The sequence below is a fragment of the Aeromonas sp. ASNIH7 genome, from assembly GCF_002903485.1.
Lineage (GTDB): Bacteria > Pseudomonadota > Gammaproteobacteria > Enterobacterales > Aeromonadaceae > Aeromonas > Aeromonas caviae.
The window spans coordinates 4,412,655-4,425,978 of the sequence record NZ_CP026226.1 but is presented as its reverse complement, the minus strand read 5'-3'; the positions used below and the strand labels follow the sequence as shown (position 1 = coordinate 4,425,978).

18 protein-coding genes are annotated in these 13,324 nt (G+C 59.9%); 12 read left to right on the top strand and 6 right to left on the bottom strand.

Features of this window, described 5'->3' with window-relative positions:
* Window positions 1-272: 272 nt before the first annotated feature.
* Complete coding sequence (locus C2U47_RS20750; protein WP_010674651.1) at window positions 273-1,643, top strand: L-serine ammonia-lyase; 1,371 nt, start codon at window positions 273-275, stop codon at window positions 1,641-1,643.
* A gap of 162 nt (window positions 1,644-1,805) precedes the next feature.
* Here the strand turns inward: C2U47_RS20750 and C2U47_RS20745 are convergent, their stop codons facing one another.
* Window positions 1,806-2,768, bottom strand: coding sequence for a lytic murein transglycosylase (locus C2U47_RS20745; protein ID WP_010674650.1), 963 nt, complete (start codon window positions 2,766-2,768; stop codon window positions 1,806-1,808).
* Window positions 2,765-3,043, bottom strand: coding sequence for a YcgL domain-containing protein (locus C2U47_RS20740; RefSeq protein WP_029314494.1), 279 nt, complete (start codon window positions 3,041-3,043; stop codon window positions 2,765-2,767). Before C2U47_RS20740 ends, C2U47_RS20745 begins: the two co-directional genes overlap by 4 nt.
* Before the next feature lie 106 nt (window positions 3,044-3,149).
* Between C2U47_RS20740 and minC the strand changes: the two genes are divergently transcribed.
* The 6 genes from minC to C2U47_RS20705 all read left to right on the top strand — a co-directional run bounded on the left by minC (window position 3,150) and on the right by C2U47_RS20705 (window position 6,854).
* On the top strand, window positions 3,150-3,875 hold the full coding sequence (gene minC, locus C2U47_RS20735) for a septum site-determining protein MinC (RefSeq protein WP_029314493.1): 726 nt from the start codon (window positions 3,150-3,152) through the stop codon (window positions 3,873-3,875).
* An 18-nt stretch (window positions 3,876-3,893) separates the two neighbouring features.
* The gene (gene minD / locus C2U47_RS20730) at window positions 3,894-4,706 is read left to right on the top strand and encodes a septum site-determining protein MinD (protein WP_010674647.1); all 813 of its coding nucleotides are present in this window, start codon (window positions 3,894-3,896) and stop codon (window positions 4,704-4,706) included.
* Window positions 4,707-4,708: 2 nt separating this feature from the next.
* Complete coding sequence (gene minE, locus C2U47_RS20725; protein ID WP_010674646.1) at window positions 4,709-4,978, top strand: cell division topological specificity factor MinE; 270 nt, start codon at window positions 4,709-4,711, stop codon at window positions 4,976-4,978.
* 180 nt (window positions 4,979-5,158) lie between these two features.
* Window positions 5,159-5,485, top strand: coding sequence for an HI1450 family dsDNA-mimic protein (locus tag C2U47_RS20720; protein ID WP_029314491.1), 327 nt, complete (start codon window positions 5,159-5,161; stop codon window positions 5,483-5,485).
* A gap of 53 nt (window positions 5,486-5,538) precedes the next feature.
* Complete coding sequence (gene mtgA, locus C2U47_RS20715) at window positions 5,539-6,246, top strand: monofunctional biosynthetic peptidoglycan transglycosylase (protein ID WP_029314490.1); 708 nt, start codon at window positions 5,539-5,541, stop codon at window positions 6,244-6,246.
* 284 nt (window positions 6,247-6,530) lie between these two features.
* A complete protein-coding gene (locus C2U47_RS20705) occupies window positions 6,531-6,854 on the top strand; it encodes an HI1450 family dsDNA-mimic protein (protein WP_010674643.1) in 324 nt (107 codons plus the stop codon).
* A 45-nt stretch (window positions 6,855-6,899) separates the two neighbouring features.
* On the opposite strand, the gene C2U47_RS20700 is transcribed toward C2U47_RS20705, so the two are convergent.
* From C2U47_RS20700 to C2U47_RS20690, 3 genes are all read right to left on the bottom strand, one after another.
* The gene (locus tag C2U47_RS20700) at window positions 6,900-7,211 is read right to left on the bottom strand and encodes a DUF1289 domain-containing protein (RefSeq protein ID WP_010674642.1); all 312 of its coding nucleotides are present in this window, start codon (window positions 7,209-7,211) and stop codon (window positions 6,900-6,902) included.
* Window position 7,212: 1 nt separating this feature from the next.
* Window positions 7,213-8,082, bottom strand: coding sequence for a CvfB family protein (locus C2U47_RS20695; RefSeq protein WP_010674641.1), 870 nt, complete (start codon window positions 8,080-8,082; stop codon window positions 7,213-7,215).
* Window positions 8,083-8,439: 357 nt separating this feature from the next.
* Entirely contained in the window at window positions 8,440-9,666 is a 1,227-nt protein-coding gene (locus C2U47_RS20690; RefSeq protein ID WP_102949310.1) for an RNA-guided endonuclease InsQ/TnpB family protein, read from the bottom strand.
* Window positions 9,667-9,723: 57 nt separating this feature from the next.
* Between C2U47_RS20690 and tnpA the strand changes: the two genes are divergently transcribed.
* The 5 genes from tnpA (at window position 9,724) to C2U47_RS20665 (ending at window position 12,531) form a co-directional block, all read left to right on the top strand.
* On the top strand, window positions 9,724-10,128 hold the full coding sequence (tnpA, locus tag C2U47_RS20685) for an IS200/IS605-like element ISAs26 family transposase (protein ID WP_102949309.1): 405 nt from the start codon (window positions 9,724-9,726) through the stop codon (window positions 10,126-10,128).
* An 86-nt stretch (window positions 10,129-10,214) separates the two neighbouring features.
* On the top strand, window positions 10,215-11,384 hold the full coding sequence (locus C2U47_RS20680) for a UPF0149 family protein (protein ID WP_010674640.1): 1,170 nt from the start codon (window positions 10,215-10,217) through the stop codon (window positions 11,382-11,384).
* Window positions 11,385-11,534: 150 nt separating this feature from the next.
* The gene (locus C2U47_RS20675; protein ID WP_010674639.1) at window positions 11,535-12,005 is read left to right on the top strand and encodes a MarR family winged helix-turn-helix transcriptional regulator; all 471 of its coding nucleotides are present in this window, start codon (window positions 11,535-11,537) and stop codon (window positions 12,003-12,005) included.
* Entirely contained in the window at window positions 12,002-12,190 is a 189-nt protein-coding gene (locus C2U47_RS20670) for a DUF4250 domain-containing protein (protein WP_010674638.1), read from the top strand. Before C2U47_RS20675 ends, C2U47_RS20670 begins: the two co-directional genes overlap by 4 nt.
* A 161-nt stretch (window positions 12,191-12,351) precedes the next feature.
* Complete coding sequence (locus tag C2U47_RS20665) at window positions 12,352-12,531, top strand: hypothetical protein (protein WP_010674636.1); 180 nt, start codon at window positions 12,352-12,354, stop codon at window positions 12,529-12,531.
* A gap of 91 nt (window positions 12,532-12,622) precedes the next feature.
* Here C2U47_RS20665 and C2U47_RS20660 read toward each other — a convergent pair whose 3' ends face one another.
* Window positions 12,623-13,210: an FMN-dependent NADH-azoreductase gene (locus C2U47_RS20660; RefSeq protein WP_010674635.1), complete on the bottom strand. Its 588-nt coding sequence runs from the start codon at window positions 13,208-13,210 to the stop codon at window positions 12,623-12,625.
* Window positions 13,211-13,324 lie beyond the last annotated feature (114 nt).

Here is a 13,324-nt window from a genome sequence, read left to right as displayed (position 1 = left end):
AAGCCGCATATGGCACTCGAATACCCGGCATCGCCGGGTATTTTTTTGCAAAACGTTTGTCTGACGCTTAACAAAATGGATAACCATCAAAATAAATTTTATACTCGCGCCACGAATTCAACAAAAATAGATCTGTTTCAACTTTTTTTAGGCATTGAACCGTTACACTGTGGTTATCCGGTTCCCTGGCCTTTGTGACGACAGACCCGTCCCATGGATCCCTTTTCTGCGAGTGGGCATGGCGCCCCCTTCTACCCTGAGGTAATTGTTACATGATCAGCGTTTTTGATATCTTCAAAATCGGTGTTGGCCCCTCCTCTTCCCACACTGTCGGCCCCATGAAGGCAGCCAAACAGTTCGTGGATGAACTGCGTGCTGGCGGCAAGATCCGTGACATCACCCGGATCCAGGTCGATGTCTATGGCTCCCTCTCCTGGACCGGCAAAGGCCACCACACGGATACCGCCATCATCATGGGTCTGGCGGGCAACCTGCCGGAGAACGTCGACATCGACGCCATCCCCGAATTCATCTCCCGCGTGGAGCAGACCGGTCGTCTGCCCATCGGCCTGCACTGCCACACCGTCAGCTTCCCCAAGGGCGCCATGATCTTCCATGACGAGGCCCTGCCCCTGCACGAAAACGGCATGAGGCTGACTGCCTTCATCGAAGATGACGCCGTCTACAGCAAGACCTACTACTCCATCGGCGGTGGCTTCATCGTCGACGAAGAGAACTTTGGCAAGGGTGACAGCGGCGACATGTCCGTGAGCTATCCCTTCAAGAGTGCCGCCGAGCTCATCGCCCACTGCAGCCAGAGCGGTCTCTCCATCTCCGCCCTGATGATGGAAAACGAGAAGTGCTTCAACACCCCGGAAGAGATCTACAAGAAGCTTGGCAAGATCTGGACCACCATGCGGGAAGGGATCGAGCGCGGCTGCCGCACCGAGGGCGTCCTCTCCGGCCCGCTGCGCGTACCGCGCCGCGCCGCGCCGCTCTACCGCCAGCTGACCACCAACGAGAACCTCTCCAACGATCCCATGAACATCGTGGACTGGGTCAACATGTTCGCCCTGGCGGTGAGTGAAGAGAACGCCGCCGGTGGCCGCGTCGTCACCGCACCGACCAACGGCGCCGCCGGGATCATCCCGGCCGTGCTGGCCTACTACGACAAGTTCATCCAGCCGGTGAGCCGCGACGAGTACACCCGCTTCTATCTGGCCGCTGCCGCCGTCGGTATGCTCTACAAGATGAACGCGTCCATCTCCGGCGCCGAAGTGGGCTGCCAGGGTGAAGTGGGCGTCTCCTGCTCCATGGCCGCCGCCGGCCTGACCGAGCTGATGGGCGGCAGCCCCGAGCACGTCTGTGAAGCCGCCGAGATCGGCATGGAACACAACCTGGGTCTGACCTGCGACCCGGTGGCCGGCCAGGTACAGGTACCCTGCATCGAGCGCAATGCCATCGCCGCCATGAAGGCGGTCAACGCCTCCCGCATGGCCCTGCGTCGCACCTCCAAGCCGCGTGTGTCGCTGGACAAGGTGATCGAGACCATGTACATCACCGGCAAGGACATGGACTCCAAGTACCGCGAGACCTCCCGCGGTGGCCTGGCCATCAAGGTGATGCAGGTCGCCTGCGACTAACGCCGAGTCGCGATGACATGAAAAAAGCGGGATATATTCCCGCTTTTTTTTTGGTCGCGATTTAAAGGGCAGCGTTCGTGGATAAAGGGAGGCCGACAAGGGATAAAAAGAGACGGGCATATCACCTCCACCCGTTCGCCGTGACAGGAGAACGGGGGAGAGCTATTTCACGATGCGATCGGCCAGGGTGCCGACGGCCACCACGAAATAGGGGGAGCGATTCCAGTGACGCAGTACCCGGTAATTGTCATAGGCAAGGTAGCTTCGCCCGTGAATATCGTCGGGGCGGATGAGGGAGGCCTGCATGTCGACCGCAGGCAGAGGTGAGCCGTCCTGCTGGCGAACCCCGAGGGCCTGCCAGGTCGCCAGGGACTTGCGGGTATCAAGCCCCAGCAAGGCGGGGTCCAGGCGTTCTGGCACCCTCACCCGCCGTCCCCAGGTCTGGTCTTCACGCCAGCCGTTCTGGCTCAGATAATTGGCAGCCGATCCAAATACATCCGCGAGATTGCCCCAGAGATCCTTCTTGCCGTCCCCGTCCTGATCCACCGCGTATCGCAGGAATGACGAGGGCATGAACTGCACCTGTCCCATGGCCCCCGCCCAGGATCCCTTGAAGTTGGCGGGGTTCACATGTCCCTGCTCCAGAATGCGCAGGGCATCGAACAACTCGCCTTTAAAGAAGGCTTCACGGCGACCGTCCCAGGCCAGGGTCGAGAGAGAAGAGATAAGGGGATAATGGCCGGTTATTTTGCCGAAATTGGTTTCAATTCCCCACAAGGCAACAATAAAGCGGGGTTGAACCCCATATTCCCGGCCTATTTTTGTAAGCAGCGGCAAATGCTGGCGATATAAGGTTTGGGCTTGCTTGACTTTCCATTCCGGCACCGCCCGGGGAATATATGTGTCCAGGGTCAGTTTGAATTCCGGCTGATTTTTGTCGTGCCTGATGGCAGCATCGACAAGATGTACATCCGCAAAGGCCGCACTCACCGTCTCGGGCAACATGCCCGCCGCCAGCGCCTGCTCTTTGAGGCTCGCCACGTACTGGTCAAAATCGGGGCCGGCCTGCACCGGCGATCCCGACAGGGCGCCTGACAACAGCAGTGCCAGCCGCCCAGCCCTCATCGTGCACCCTTTAATTGCGCCTTGTGCTGCTCCAGCAAGTTTTCCGGTGGCGGTGGCACCTGCAGATAAAAGCCCTGGCTCTTCAGGGCGGCCATCACCCGCTCCGTGGAGGCCAGCCCCAGGGGCTTGGCCGGGTCCAGCTTGGTCATCAGGACCAGTTCGGGACGCCCGAAGGTACTCATCAGCACCTCGGGAACACGGGAAAAGTCCTCTCTTCGTTCAATAAAGAGATAGGTCTCGGCTTTTTTGCGACTTTTATAGACTGCACACAACATGGAAATTGATATAATCCGACGGGTTTATTGCCTCTGGTGGTGGCAAACTATAACATCAGGAATTGAATAACAATAACGTATTACCGTCTCGGTTCGGGGAAGATTCATGGTTGAACGCGATAACGAATTGAAAGGGACCACCTTCACTATTTCTGTGTTGCATCTCAGCGATGGCAATCCGGCCCGGATCCGACAACTGCTGGAGGCCAAGGTCGCGCAGGCCCCCCAGTTTTTTAATTGTGCCCCCCTCGTCCTCAATGTGGAACGCCTCGAGGCGATCCCCGATTTCGAACAGCTCAGGGAGCTGGTCGAGTCGGAAGACTTCGTGCTGGTCGGGATCACGGGGGCGCGGGACGAGGCGATGAAGACGGCCGCCAAGGCGGCAGGCCTCGCCGTCATGGTGTCAGGCAAGAGCCGCAAGGCAGAACCTGAGCCGACGCCGCCAGCACCTGAGCCCAAGCCAGTGGAGGCCGCACCGGTTCCCCCGGTGCCAGCGCCCGTGGAGGCAAGCAAGGTCCACGTGGGCCCGGTGCGCTCCGGTCAGCAGATCTATGCAGCCGGCACCTCGCTGGTGGTGCTGGGCTCGGTGAGCCCTGGCGCCGAAGTCATCGCCGATGACAGCATCCATGTTTATGGTGCCCTGCGTGGCCGAGCCATCGCAGGGGCCAAGGGCAATCCCAAGGCCCGCATTTATTGCCAGCAATTGCAGGCCGAGCTGCTCTCCATCGCGGGCACCTTCCAGCTCAGCGATGCATTGCCTGCAGGCGTGATACAAGAGCCGGTCCATATCCGGCTCGACAATGAACAACTTCGTATAGACCGAATCAAATAGAGTTACAAGGAAGCGAGAATGGCGCGAATCATAGTCGTTACATCGGGCAAGGGTGGCGTTGGCAAGACGACAACCAGCGCGGCACTGAGCACCGGTCTGGCCCAGCGTGGCCACAAGACCGTGGTCATCGATTTTGACATTGGTCTGAGAAACCTGGACCTCATCATGGGTTGCGAGCGGCGCGTGGTCTATGACTTCGTCAACGTCATCAACGGGGAAGCCAACCTCAACCAGGCCCTCATCAAGGACAAGCGTTGCGAAAACCTGTTCATCCTGCCCGCCTCCCAGACCCGGGACAAGGATGCCCTGACCCGTGAAGGGGTGGAGAAGATCCTGGATCAGCTGGCGGAGATGCAGTTTGACTACATCGTCTGCGACTCCCCCGCTGGTATCGAATCCGGCGCCCTGATGGCGCTCTATTTCGCCGACGAGGCCATCGTCACCACCAACCCGGAAGTCTCTTCCGTGCGTGACTCGGATCGCATCCTCGGTATCCTGGCCTCCAAGTCCCGCCGTGCCGAGCGCGGTGAGGATCCCATCAAGGAGCACCTGCTGCTGACCCGCTACTGCCCGACCCGCGTCAACCGCGGCGACATGCTGAGCGTGCAGGACGTACAGGAGATCCTGGCCATCAAACTGCTCGGGGTGATCCCGGAGTCCCAGGCGGTGCTGCGCGCCTCCAACTCCGGCGAGCCGGTCATTCTGGACAAGGAGTCCGATGCCGGTCAGGCCTACGAGGACGCCGTCGCCCGCCTCTTGGGTGACACCAAGGATTTCCGTTTTCTGGAAGAAGAGAAGAAAGGCTTCTTTAGCCGACTGTTCGGGAGTTAAGCATGTCATTATTGGATTATTTTCGTTCCAACAAGAAACAGAACACCGCACAACTGGCCAAAGAGCGGTTGCAGATCATCGTGGCTCACGAGCGTTCATCCAGAGGGGGGCCGGATTACCTGCCCCAGCTCAAGCAGGACATCCTCGACGTGATCCGCAAATACGTGCAGATCGACCCGGACAAGATCACCGTCCAGCTTGATCAGAAGAGTGACGAATTGTCGGTGCTGGAGCTCAACATCACCTTCGCCGACGACCAGAAGAAGGGATGAGCTGACGCACCATGCGCGACCCCTTCCCCCAATGAAGACCGGATCCTTTCCCAGGATCCGGTTTTTTAATGCCTGGCGTCCCGGCATCTCGCCAAGGGCATCAGGGCCAGCTAGAATACCGCGCACCCCGAGGCGCTGCCGACGGACTTTCCCTCCCCCCTTATCTGGAACACGGCTTTTATGTCTTTGAATGACGAAATGCACAGCGTCGAGGAACTGCTCGACACCGCCCTCGAACTCTTCATGGAGCTGGCCTCCGACAACCTGCCCGAGCAGGAGATCGTCCGCTTCAATCAGGAGTTCAACGACCGCGGCCTGCTGGCGGAGACCGATCCCGCCGACGACTGGGCGGCCGACGTGGGATTTGAGGTGAGCGACGCCGACTATGCCGAGATCTGGGTCGGCCTTGGCAACGAACAAGAAGAGTACGAGCACCTGTTTGCCCGCATGCTGCTCTCCCGCCGCGTCGACGAGAAGTTCTGCCACATCGAATGGCTGCCCCAATAATTCCGGATCCCGATGATCCTGGCCACTATGACTGGGACGGCGGGCCCGAGCCCGTGAGGCCTTCGCGCAGACGGCGACTGCTGGGCTGGCTCGGCAAGCTGCTGCTGGCCGCCTTTGCGAGCACCATCGTCTCGGTCGCGCTGCTGCGCTTCATCGACCCTCCCATGTGGACCTGGCGCCTCGAACGCGCCCTGTTTCCCCCTGCCAAGATGGCCGAGGTGAAGCACGACTGGGTGCCGCTTGAGCAGATTTCCCGGGAGCTGCAACTGGCGGTGATCGCCGCCGAGGATCAGCGCTTTGCCGAACATCACGGTTTTGACATGGACGCCATCAGCTCGGCCCTCAGGCACAACCAGCAAAGCGGGCGGGTGCGCGGTGCCAGCACCCTCAGCCAGCAGACCGCCAAGAACCTCTTCATGTGGAGCGATCGCAGCTTCCTGCGCAAGGGGATAGAGGCCTGGTTCACCCTGTTGATGGAGCTGGGCTGGGACAAGTCCCGCATTCTCGAGGTGTATCTCAACATCGTGGAGTTCGGACCCGGCATCTATGGCGCCGAGGCGGCCGCCAGGCACTACTTCGGCAAACCGGCGATACGCCTCACCCGCTACGAGGCCTCCCTGCTCGCCGCCGCCCTGCCCAATCCCTGGCGTTATCGGGTCAAGCCCCCCTCACCCTATGTGCAACAGCGCTCGGCCTGGATCCGTCGTCAGATGGGTCAACTCGGGCAAGTCACCCTGAACCGGGTCCACGGCACAGAGTAGCGCCATCCTGCGGATCAGAGGCGGGCCCCAGATGGCCGCCGACGGTTTCCCGATGAAGGGGCAGATAGTGCCACCACCAGGTTTCGCGCCGCCGCTTGATCTGCCTTCTGTACTGTCGTCGCTTCATCTTGCCAGGCCGCCCCGTCACGCCGCCCCTGCTGGCGGCTCTGTTAACCTTATCCCCTGATCCCGCCATTTGACAGCACGGCGTCACCGCCCCCGGGCTGGCTGCCCATCCCAATACTTGTTAAAGTGGCGAACCTGGACGTATCTGGAGTGATTTCATGGAACAACGTAGCCCGGATCAGCTGGTCGAGTGGGCCTATGATCAGTTTCTGGAGCAGGCCGCCGACATGCTGGCACCCGAACAAATCGTCGACATCACCCTCGAGTTCGAGCAACGTGGCGCGGTGGAGGCAACCCTGCCCAATGCCGACTGGTCGACCGAACTCGGCGAGCCGGTGGACATGGCACGTTGGGCCGAGGTCTGGGTCGGCTTGCTGGATCATCAGGACGAGTTCGAGGTGATCTACGCCACCTTCCTCCTCCCACGGGATCAGAGCGAGCACGACGTGCATATCCGCTGGCACCGCCAGCAACAGGCATAAGAAAAGGCGCCCCAGGCGCCTTTTTCGTTTTTTGCGCTGCCCGAGTCAGGGGCGTGCCGAGATGGCCTTGGCCAGACAGCGGCGACACCAGCAGGCGCTGGCATCGCTCATGGGCAACGCGGGAAGCTGGTTGCACCAGCAGCGCTCGATGGGTTCCCCCGCCGACACGGCGCAGAACGCCGGCTCGCCGCAGCCCGGGCAGGCATGAGTGCTCTTCGAGCCATCGAGTTCGGCCATGCGGGCCAGCTGGGCCTCGCTGTCCATGGTGGACCACTGGCCTATCTCGGTCACGGTGCGGCCACAACCGAGGCAGAGCCCCTCTTTGGCCCGGCAGTCACCGATGCAGGGACTCGGCAACTTATTCGTCCCCTGCCGGCGTGTCGGAGCCCACGAGGCGGATGCTGTGCTCCTCGATGACGATCTTGCCCTGCTTGTAGAGGCCGCCGATCGCTTTCTTGAAGGTGCCCTTGCTCATGCTGAACATCTTGTAGATGACGTCAGGCTCGCTCTTGTCTCCCACCGCAAGGCTGCCCCCCTGCTTTTGCAGGCGCAGCAGGATGCGCGCACCAGCGTCATCCATCCGGGCCAGCCCCGGCTTTTGCAGGGTCAGGTCCAGTTTGCCATCTTCGCGCACCTGCTTGACCCAGGCGGTCAGCGGCCGGCCCGTCATCACGCGGCCGAACACCTCGTTCTTGAACAGCATGCCGGCGTACTGGCCATTGACCACGGCCTTGATGCCAAGGGGGGTGTGTTCCCCCGGCAGCACCGTCACCTCGTCACCGCTCTTGAAAGGGGGGTCGATGCGCAGGAAGCGCTCCAGACGGCTGGTACCGACCATGCGCCCTTCGTTGTCCAGCATCAGGTGCACCAGATAGACATGGCCCACCTGCATCGGCTTGTTCTGCTCGCGGCTTGGTACGAAGAGATCCTTCTTCATGCCCCAGTCGAGGAAGGCACCAATCTTGTTGGCATTGACCACCTTGAGACCGACGATGTCCCCCACCATGGCGAAGGGCTTGTCGGTGGTGATCACCGGCTCGCAATCCGCATCCAGATAGAGGAAGACGGACACCTCGCTCTCCTCGGCAACGCCTTCCGGCAACTGGCGCCTGGGCAGCAGCAGCTCGCCGTATTCCCCCGCCGCCAGCCAGGCGCCGCGCTCCTCGATCTCGACGACGGTCAGGGTGTTCATCTTGCCAATCTGTAACATGGTGATCTCTTCTTTCAATATCCGGATGGGCCCATCTCATGGAAGACCCGTCATATAGAGGTGCATCGCCTCCGTCGGATGAGAGAGGACGGGGCCGATTTATGTCATGCAGGCGCGCATGTTACCCCAGAGCGGCAGCAGGACCTAGCCCCTCCCCCCTGTGTCTGACCTCTTTTCCCGCTACCGGGCGGCCAGATTGACGATATTAGCAGCATTCAGTTCCCCCTTTGCTGCAAATAACCCCACTTTTAGGTAGACTTCGCGGCCGTCAAATCCAGAGGAAGCGTCGATGAACCCAGCCACTCGTACCCGTCATCTCAATCATTGACATCCTCCCCCACCTTAGCGCTTCGCGTCACAGGAGGGGGATCCCCATTACTGGGTGATAGCTGCTCGCGCAGTACCGGGTTCCTGCTTCATCGGGCGGCCTGATTGCACCGCGCCTCCACAGGCTAAAACGGCGTGTCCCGCCGCTAAAATATTGCGAGCGCCATTCACATCGGCGTTCGCCTCATAACCACACGCAGCGCATTTAAACTGGCTTTGCGTCTGGCGGTTATCCTTCGCAGTATGCCCACAACAGGCGCACTGCTGGCTCGTGTAGGCCGGGTTTATCGCCAACACCTGACCGCCTCGCCATGCCTGCTTATATTCGAGCTGGCGGCGCAGCTCAAACCAGCCCTGATCTAATATCGAACGATTCAGCCCTGATTTTGCCCGGACGTTGCGCCCCGGCTGGCTGGTCGTGCCCACTGCTGATTTTGACATGCTGGCAACCTTCAAATCCTCAATGACGATCATCGCGTGGTTTTTGCTGATAGTCGTTGTGACCTTGTGAAGGTAATCGCGGCGGGTATTGGCGATATGTGAATGCAGCCGCTGGATCTTGGCTTTTTGTTTCTTCCAGTTGCTGCTGAACTTGACCTTTTTGCTCAACTGGCGTTGGAGCCTTGCCAGCTTGATCTGATTGGTTTTGAAGCTGTTGACGGGCTCAAACACCGTGCCATCTGACAGGGTTGCGAGCTTGGCGATCCCCACATCTAGCCCGACCATTGAGCCGGAGGGGTGAATTGGCTCAAGCGTCTCCTGCTCGACCTGAAAGGAGATATACCAGTGCCCGGCTGCTTGGCTGACGGTCGCGTTTTTAATTTTCCCTTCAACTGGCTGGGACTGACGGAACTTGACCCACGCCAGCCCGGCAGGCAGCTTCACTCGACCCTTTTCAAGGCGGCAATACTTGTCGAAGTTGACGAACCGGATAGCGTCGCGGTTGTCGCTTTTTTTCTTGAATACGGGTGCCTTGGCGGCGAGTTTCTTATCAAAGCAGCGCATCCACGCGCCATGCAAATCCTTGAGCTTCTGCTGGAGGTTGTCGGTATATGCCTCGGCCAGAAAGGCCATTTCTGGGTCTTTCTTCCAACTGGTGAGCATCCTGTTCAGCTCAAAGGCAGAAGGCAGTTTTTCGCCAGCATCCAGAATGCGTTTGGTTTCTGCCAGCCCGTGATTCCAGACATAACGAGCACAACCGCCCAACTGGCGCAGGCGTTGCGCTTGTTGTTCGGTCGGTTCGAGTCGGAATTTGTAGGCTTTCAGAATTTGCATTTAGCGCTCAGTGTGTAGCATTATTGCCATATCTATTAAGCCCGATTGAGTGACAGAATGCAATTCACTAAAATTAATAAATCACGCCATGCGGCCTACGTTTTGCACGTACATTTGGTGTTTATCACCAAGTATCGAAAGCCGATATTGGGGGATCTGCATCACGCTTCCTTCGGTCAGTGTGCGGCAGAGGTTTGCAGAGATTTTGGTGCGGAACTGAAAGAGTGTGACGGAGAGGCTGATCATGTTCACATGCTGATAGAGTACGCGCCAACGGTGCAGCTATCGGTACTGGTGAACTCGTTAAAGGCGGTCACATTAAGGCGACTGCGTAATGAATTTCTGGACTTGAGAGGTGCTTACAGCAAACCCGTACTCTGGTCACGCTCTTACTTTGCGGGCTCTTGCGGCGGAGCACCGTTGGAGGTGATCAAGCAATACATTCAAAACCAGCGGGGCTGACGCCCCGGCGAAATTCCCCTCCCACCTACGTCGGAGGGAGTCCCCTTTCGCATTTAAGATGGATCCAGACCCACAGCCAGCAGGAGATGAGTTACCCCGCCCTGCACGGCTTCCTGTGCGCCCGTCTGGCGGGGCCCGTAGCCCCCGACTGGCAAGATCCGCTGGCCGGCCTGCTGCCTCATGATGCGGCGCTGGACGAGAAGAGTGCCGAGGCGCTGCATCACCTGATCGCCGAGCTGGAAGCCCAGGCCGACGACGCGCAGCTGGCCCTGCCGAGCCAGTGTCGCCTCTCTACCGACAACCCGGAGCAGGTGTTTGACAAGCGCCATCCTCTGGGCCAATGGAGCTATGGCTTCAGTCAGGGGGTAGCCTGCTGGCCGGCGCCGACCGACCTGAACGATCCGGCGACCCGCTATCGCTTCAGCCTGGTGGCCGAGCTCTGCCTGTTTCGCGACAAGCCCATGGCCATGATGCTGCACCAGGCTACGGCCAGCGAGCCCCCCTTCCTCGATTTTTGCAAGCGTCAACGCCAGCAGATGAAGACGGCCCTCAACCTCCTGCTCGGCCAGGATCACTACGAGGCCGAGCCTGAAGAGAGCCCGTCCCTGGACAACGAGCAGACTCGCCAGTGGCAGCAGTGGTTCGAGCTGGCGGCAGAGAGCCGCGATCCCCTCGCTCGCCTTGGCTGGTTCGAGCGCATCATTGCCGATGCCAACCTCCTGTTCGATGAGGCATTCTGGCAAGCCCACGCGGGCCATGGCTGGCAGGTCCCCGAGGCACGCCCTCTGATCGCGGCCAGGGCCGGTCGAGCCGATTGCCTGCTGCGACTTGGGCAGCTTGGGCAGGCACGGGATGAGTACCTGGCCCTGCTCGCCCTCTGTCGCGCCGACGAGCCCGCTTGCCGCCACCCCCTCTCCACCCTCTATGCCTGGCAAGGGGAATGGGATGCCCTGCAACAACTGCTGGTGCGCTTTGATGAAGCCTCCTGCTGGCTGCTTTACAACAAGGCCTTGATGAGCTTTGTCTGCGAAGGGGAAGCGGCGGCGCGCCCTCATCTGGCGGCGGCAATGGAGGTCAATCCCCATGTGCCCGCCACTTTGCTGGGCCAGCGCCGCTTGCCCAAGCAGGAGCCTCGCCGCTGGCAGGGAGGCAGCCGTGACGAGGCGGCGCTCTACGCCTTGCAGAGTCGCGAGGCCTGGCTGACCCACAACGCCTTGATATGGCTGCGAAAGAGTGCGGGCAAGCAGGCCAGTTGAGACCCCAATTGCCGATTCGATGACAGAACACGTGCGCAAACGCACATTTTTCTGGTGACTGGTCAGACAAATGCCCCTGTGTTACGTATCATCAAGGCCAAAGTATCAAGAGAAACTGCACCCGATGCAGCCGCCACAGCAGGATGTCATATGTCGAAGATCATTGAGCTGCTCGCGCACTACCCTCCTTATCAGCTGGTTCACGCCGCTGAGATGGTGCGCGATACCTTTGAACAGTTTTATCAGCAGCGGTACCAACTCACCGTGCCCCAGTGGCGCCTGATGATGGTGCTCGGCCCCCACTACCCCATCAGCCAGAAGGAGCTGGTGGAGGCGAGCGGCATGGACAAGGTACGGATCTCCCGCGAGATCCATCGTCTGGTGGAGAAAGGCATCCTGTTCACCGAGAACAGCGTGCAGGACAAGCGCATCAGCCTGGTCTCCTTCACCCCGGCGGGGCTCACCTTGTTCCAGCAGCTCAAGACGGAGGCGGGAAGCTGGCAGCACACTCTCACCGACTATCTGCCGGCCGAGGCGCGCCAGAGCATTCGCCTGCACCTGCAGAGCGTCAGCGATGCCATCGAACAACTTCACCTGCTGGACAACGAGCAACCCTCATGAAGCTGAACAACTTTGCCACCATGGATGTCAACATGCTGCTGAGCCTGGTCAACATGCAGTTGCGTGATCACTACGAGGATCTCGATGATCTCTGCCGGGCGCAGGATCTCGATCAAGAGGCCCTGGTTGCCAGGCTGGCCAGTGGCGATTTTCACTATCAGGAAGATCAGAAGCAGTTCAGATAGGGATCCGGATCACAACCCGACCCATGCCGCTGGCTCCGTCGGCAAAAGCTGCTAAGGTGGTGGCTACCCGGTCCGTTGATGTTCGCAAGAGGTATGGATACATCTTGTTGTCACAGACCGCGGTTAGCCTCTTGTTCACCACCCGCAGCCAAGGATGACCCATGATGCGCCTCATTCGACCAACCAGCCTGATCACCCTCTGCACATTGCTGGTGATCAGCCTCTTCCTCCCCCAGGTCCCCAACAGCGCCGAGCAGTGGCTCACCACCCTGCTGCTGGCCTCCCTCGTGGCGGTCTTTCTGATGGTCGGCAGCGGCTGCCGCCACTTCCTGCGCGAATAACGACGCCAGAGCGCGATGACTGCCCAAAAACAACAACGCAGCCCGAGGGCTGCGTTGTTGTTTCAGGATACTGGGGAGGCCCCGAGTCGCATCAGTAAGCCAGGGTTTCCAGCTGCTCCTTGGCCTGCTCGATCCCCTTGGCTTGCGCCTCCGGCCCCATGCCCATGCCTTCGGCATAGATGAAGTCCACTTCGGTGATGCCGATGAAGCCCAGCACGGTACGCATGTAGGGGGTCACCAGGTCGGTGGCATTGCCCACGTGCATGCCGCCACGGGGGCTGACCACCAGGGCGCGGGTGTTCTCCACCAGGCCGACCGGACCGGTCTCGGTGTAACGGAAGGTCACGCCGGCACGGGCCACCAGATCGATCCAGTTTTTCAGCTGGGTCGGGATGTTGAAGTTGTACATGGGGGCCGCGATGATCACCAGATCGCTCGCCTTGAGCTCGGCGACCAGCTCGTCGGACTGGGCCAGCACCGCTTGCTGACGCTCGTTCAGGTTCTCGCCACCACGCAGGCCCATGGCCAGCTCGCCGTCCAGCACCGGCAGGTTCAGGGTCGCCAGATCGCGTACCTGGATGGTGTCACCCTGGCGCTCGGCCAGGTAGCCGTCGATCAGGGCGTTGGATTGGGAATACTGGCCCAGGATGCTGGACTTCAGAACGAGGATATTGGCCATGGTGAAACTCCATTTGATTGTCAATTGAACAGCCAGGCTGTCGATGGAGGTCACTATAAAGACTGGCATTAAAGCCTGATAGCGAAAATAGATGCTCAAGTCATTCAAAAAATT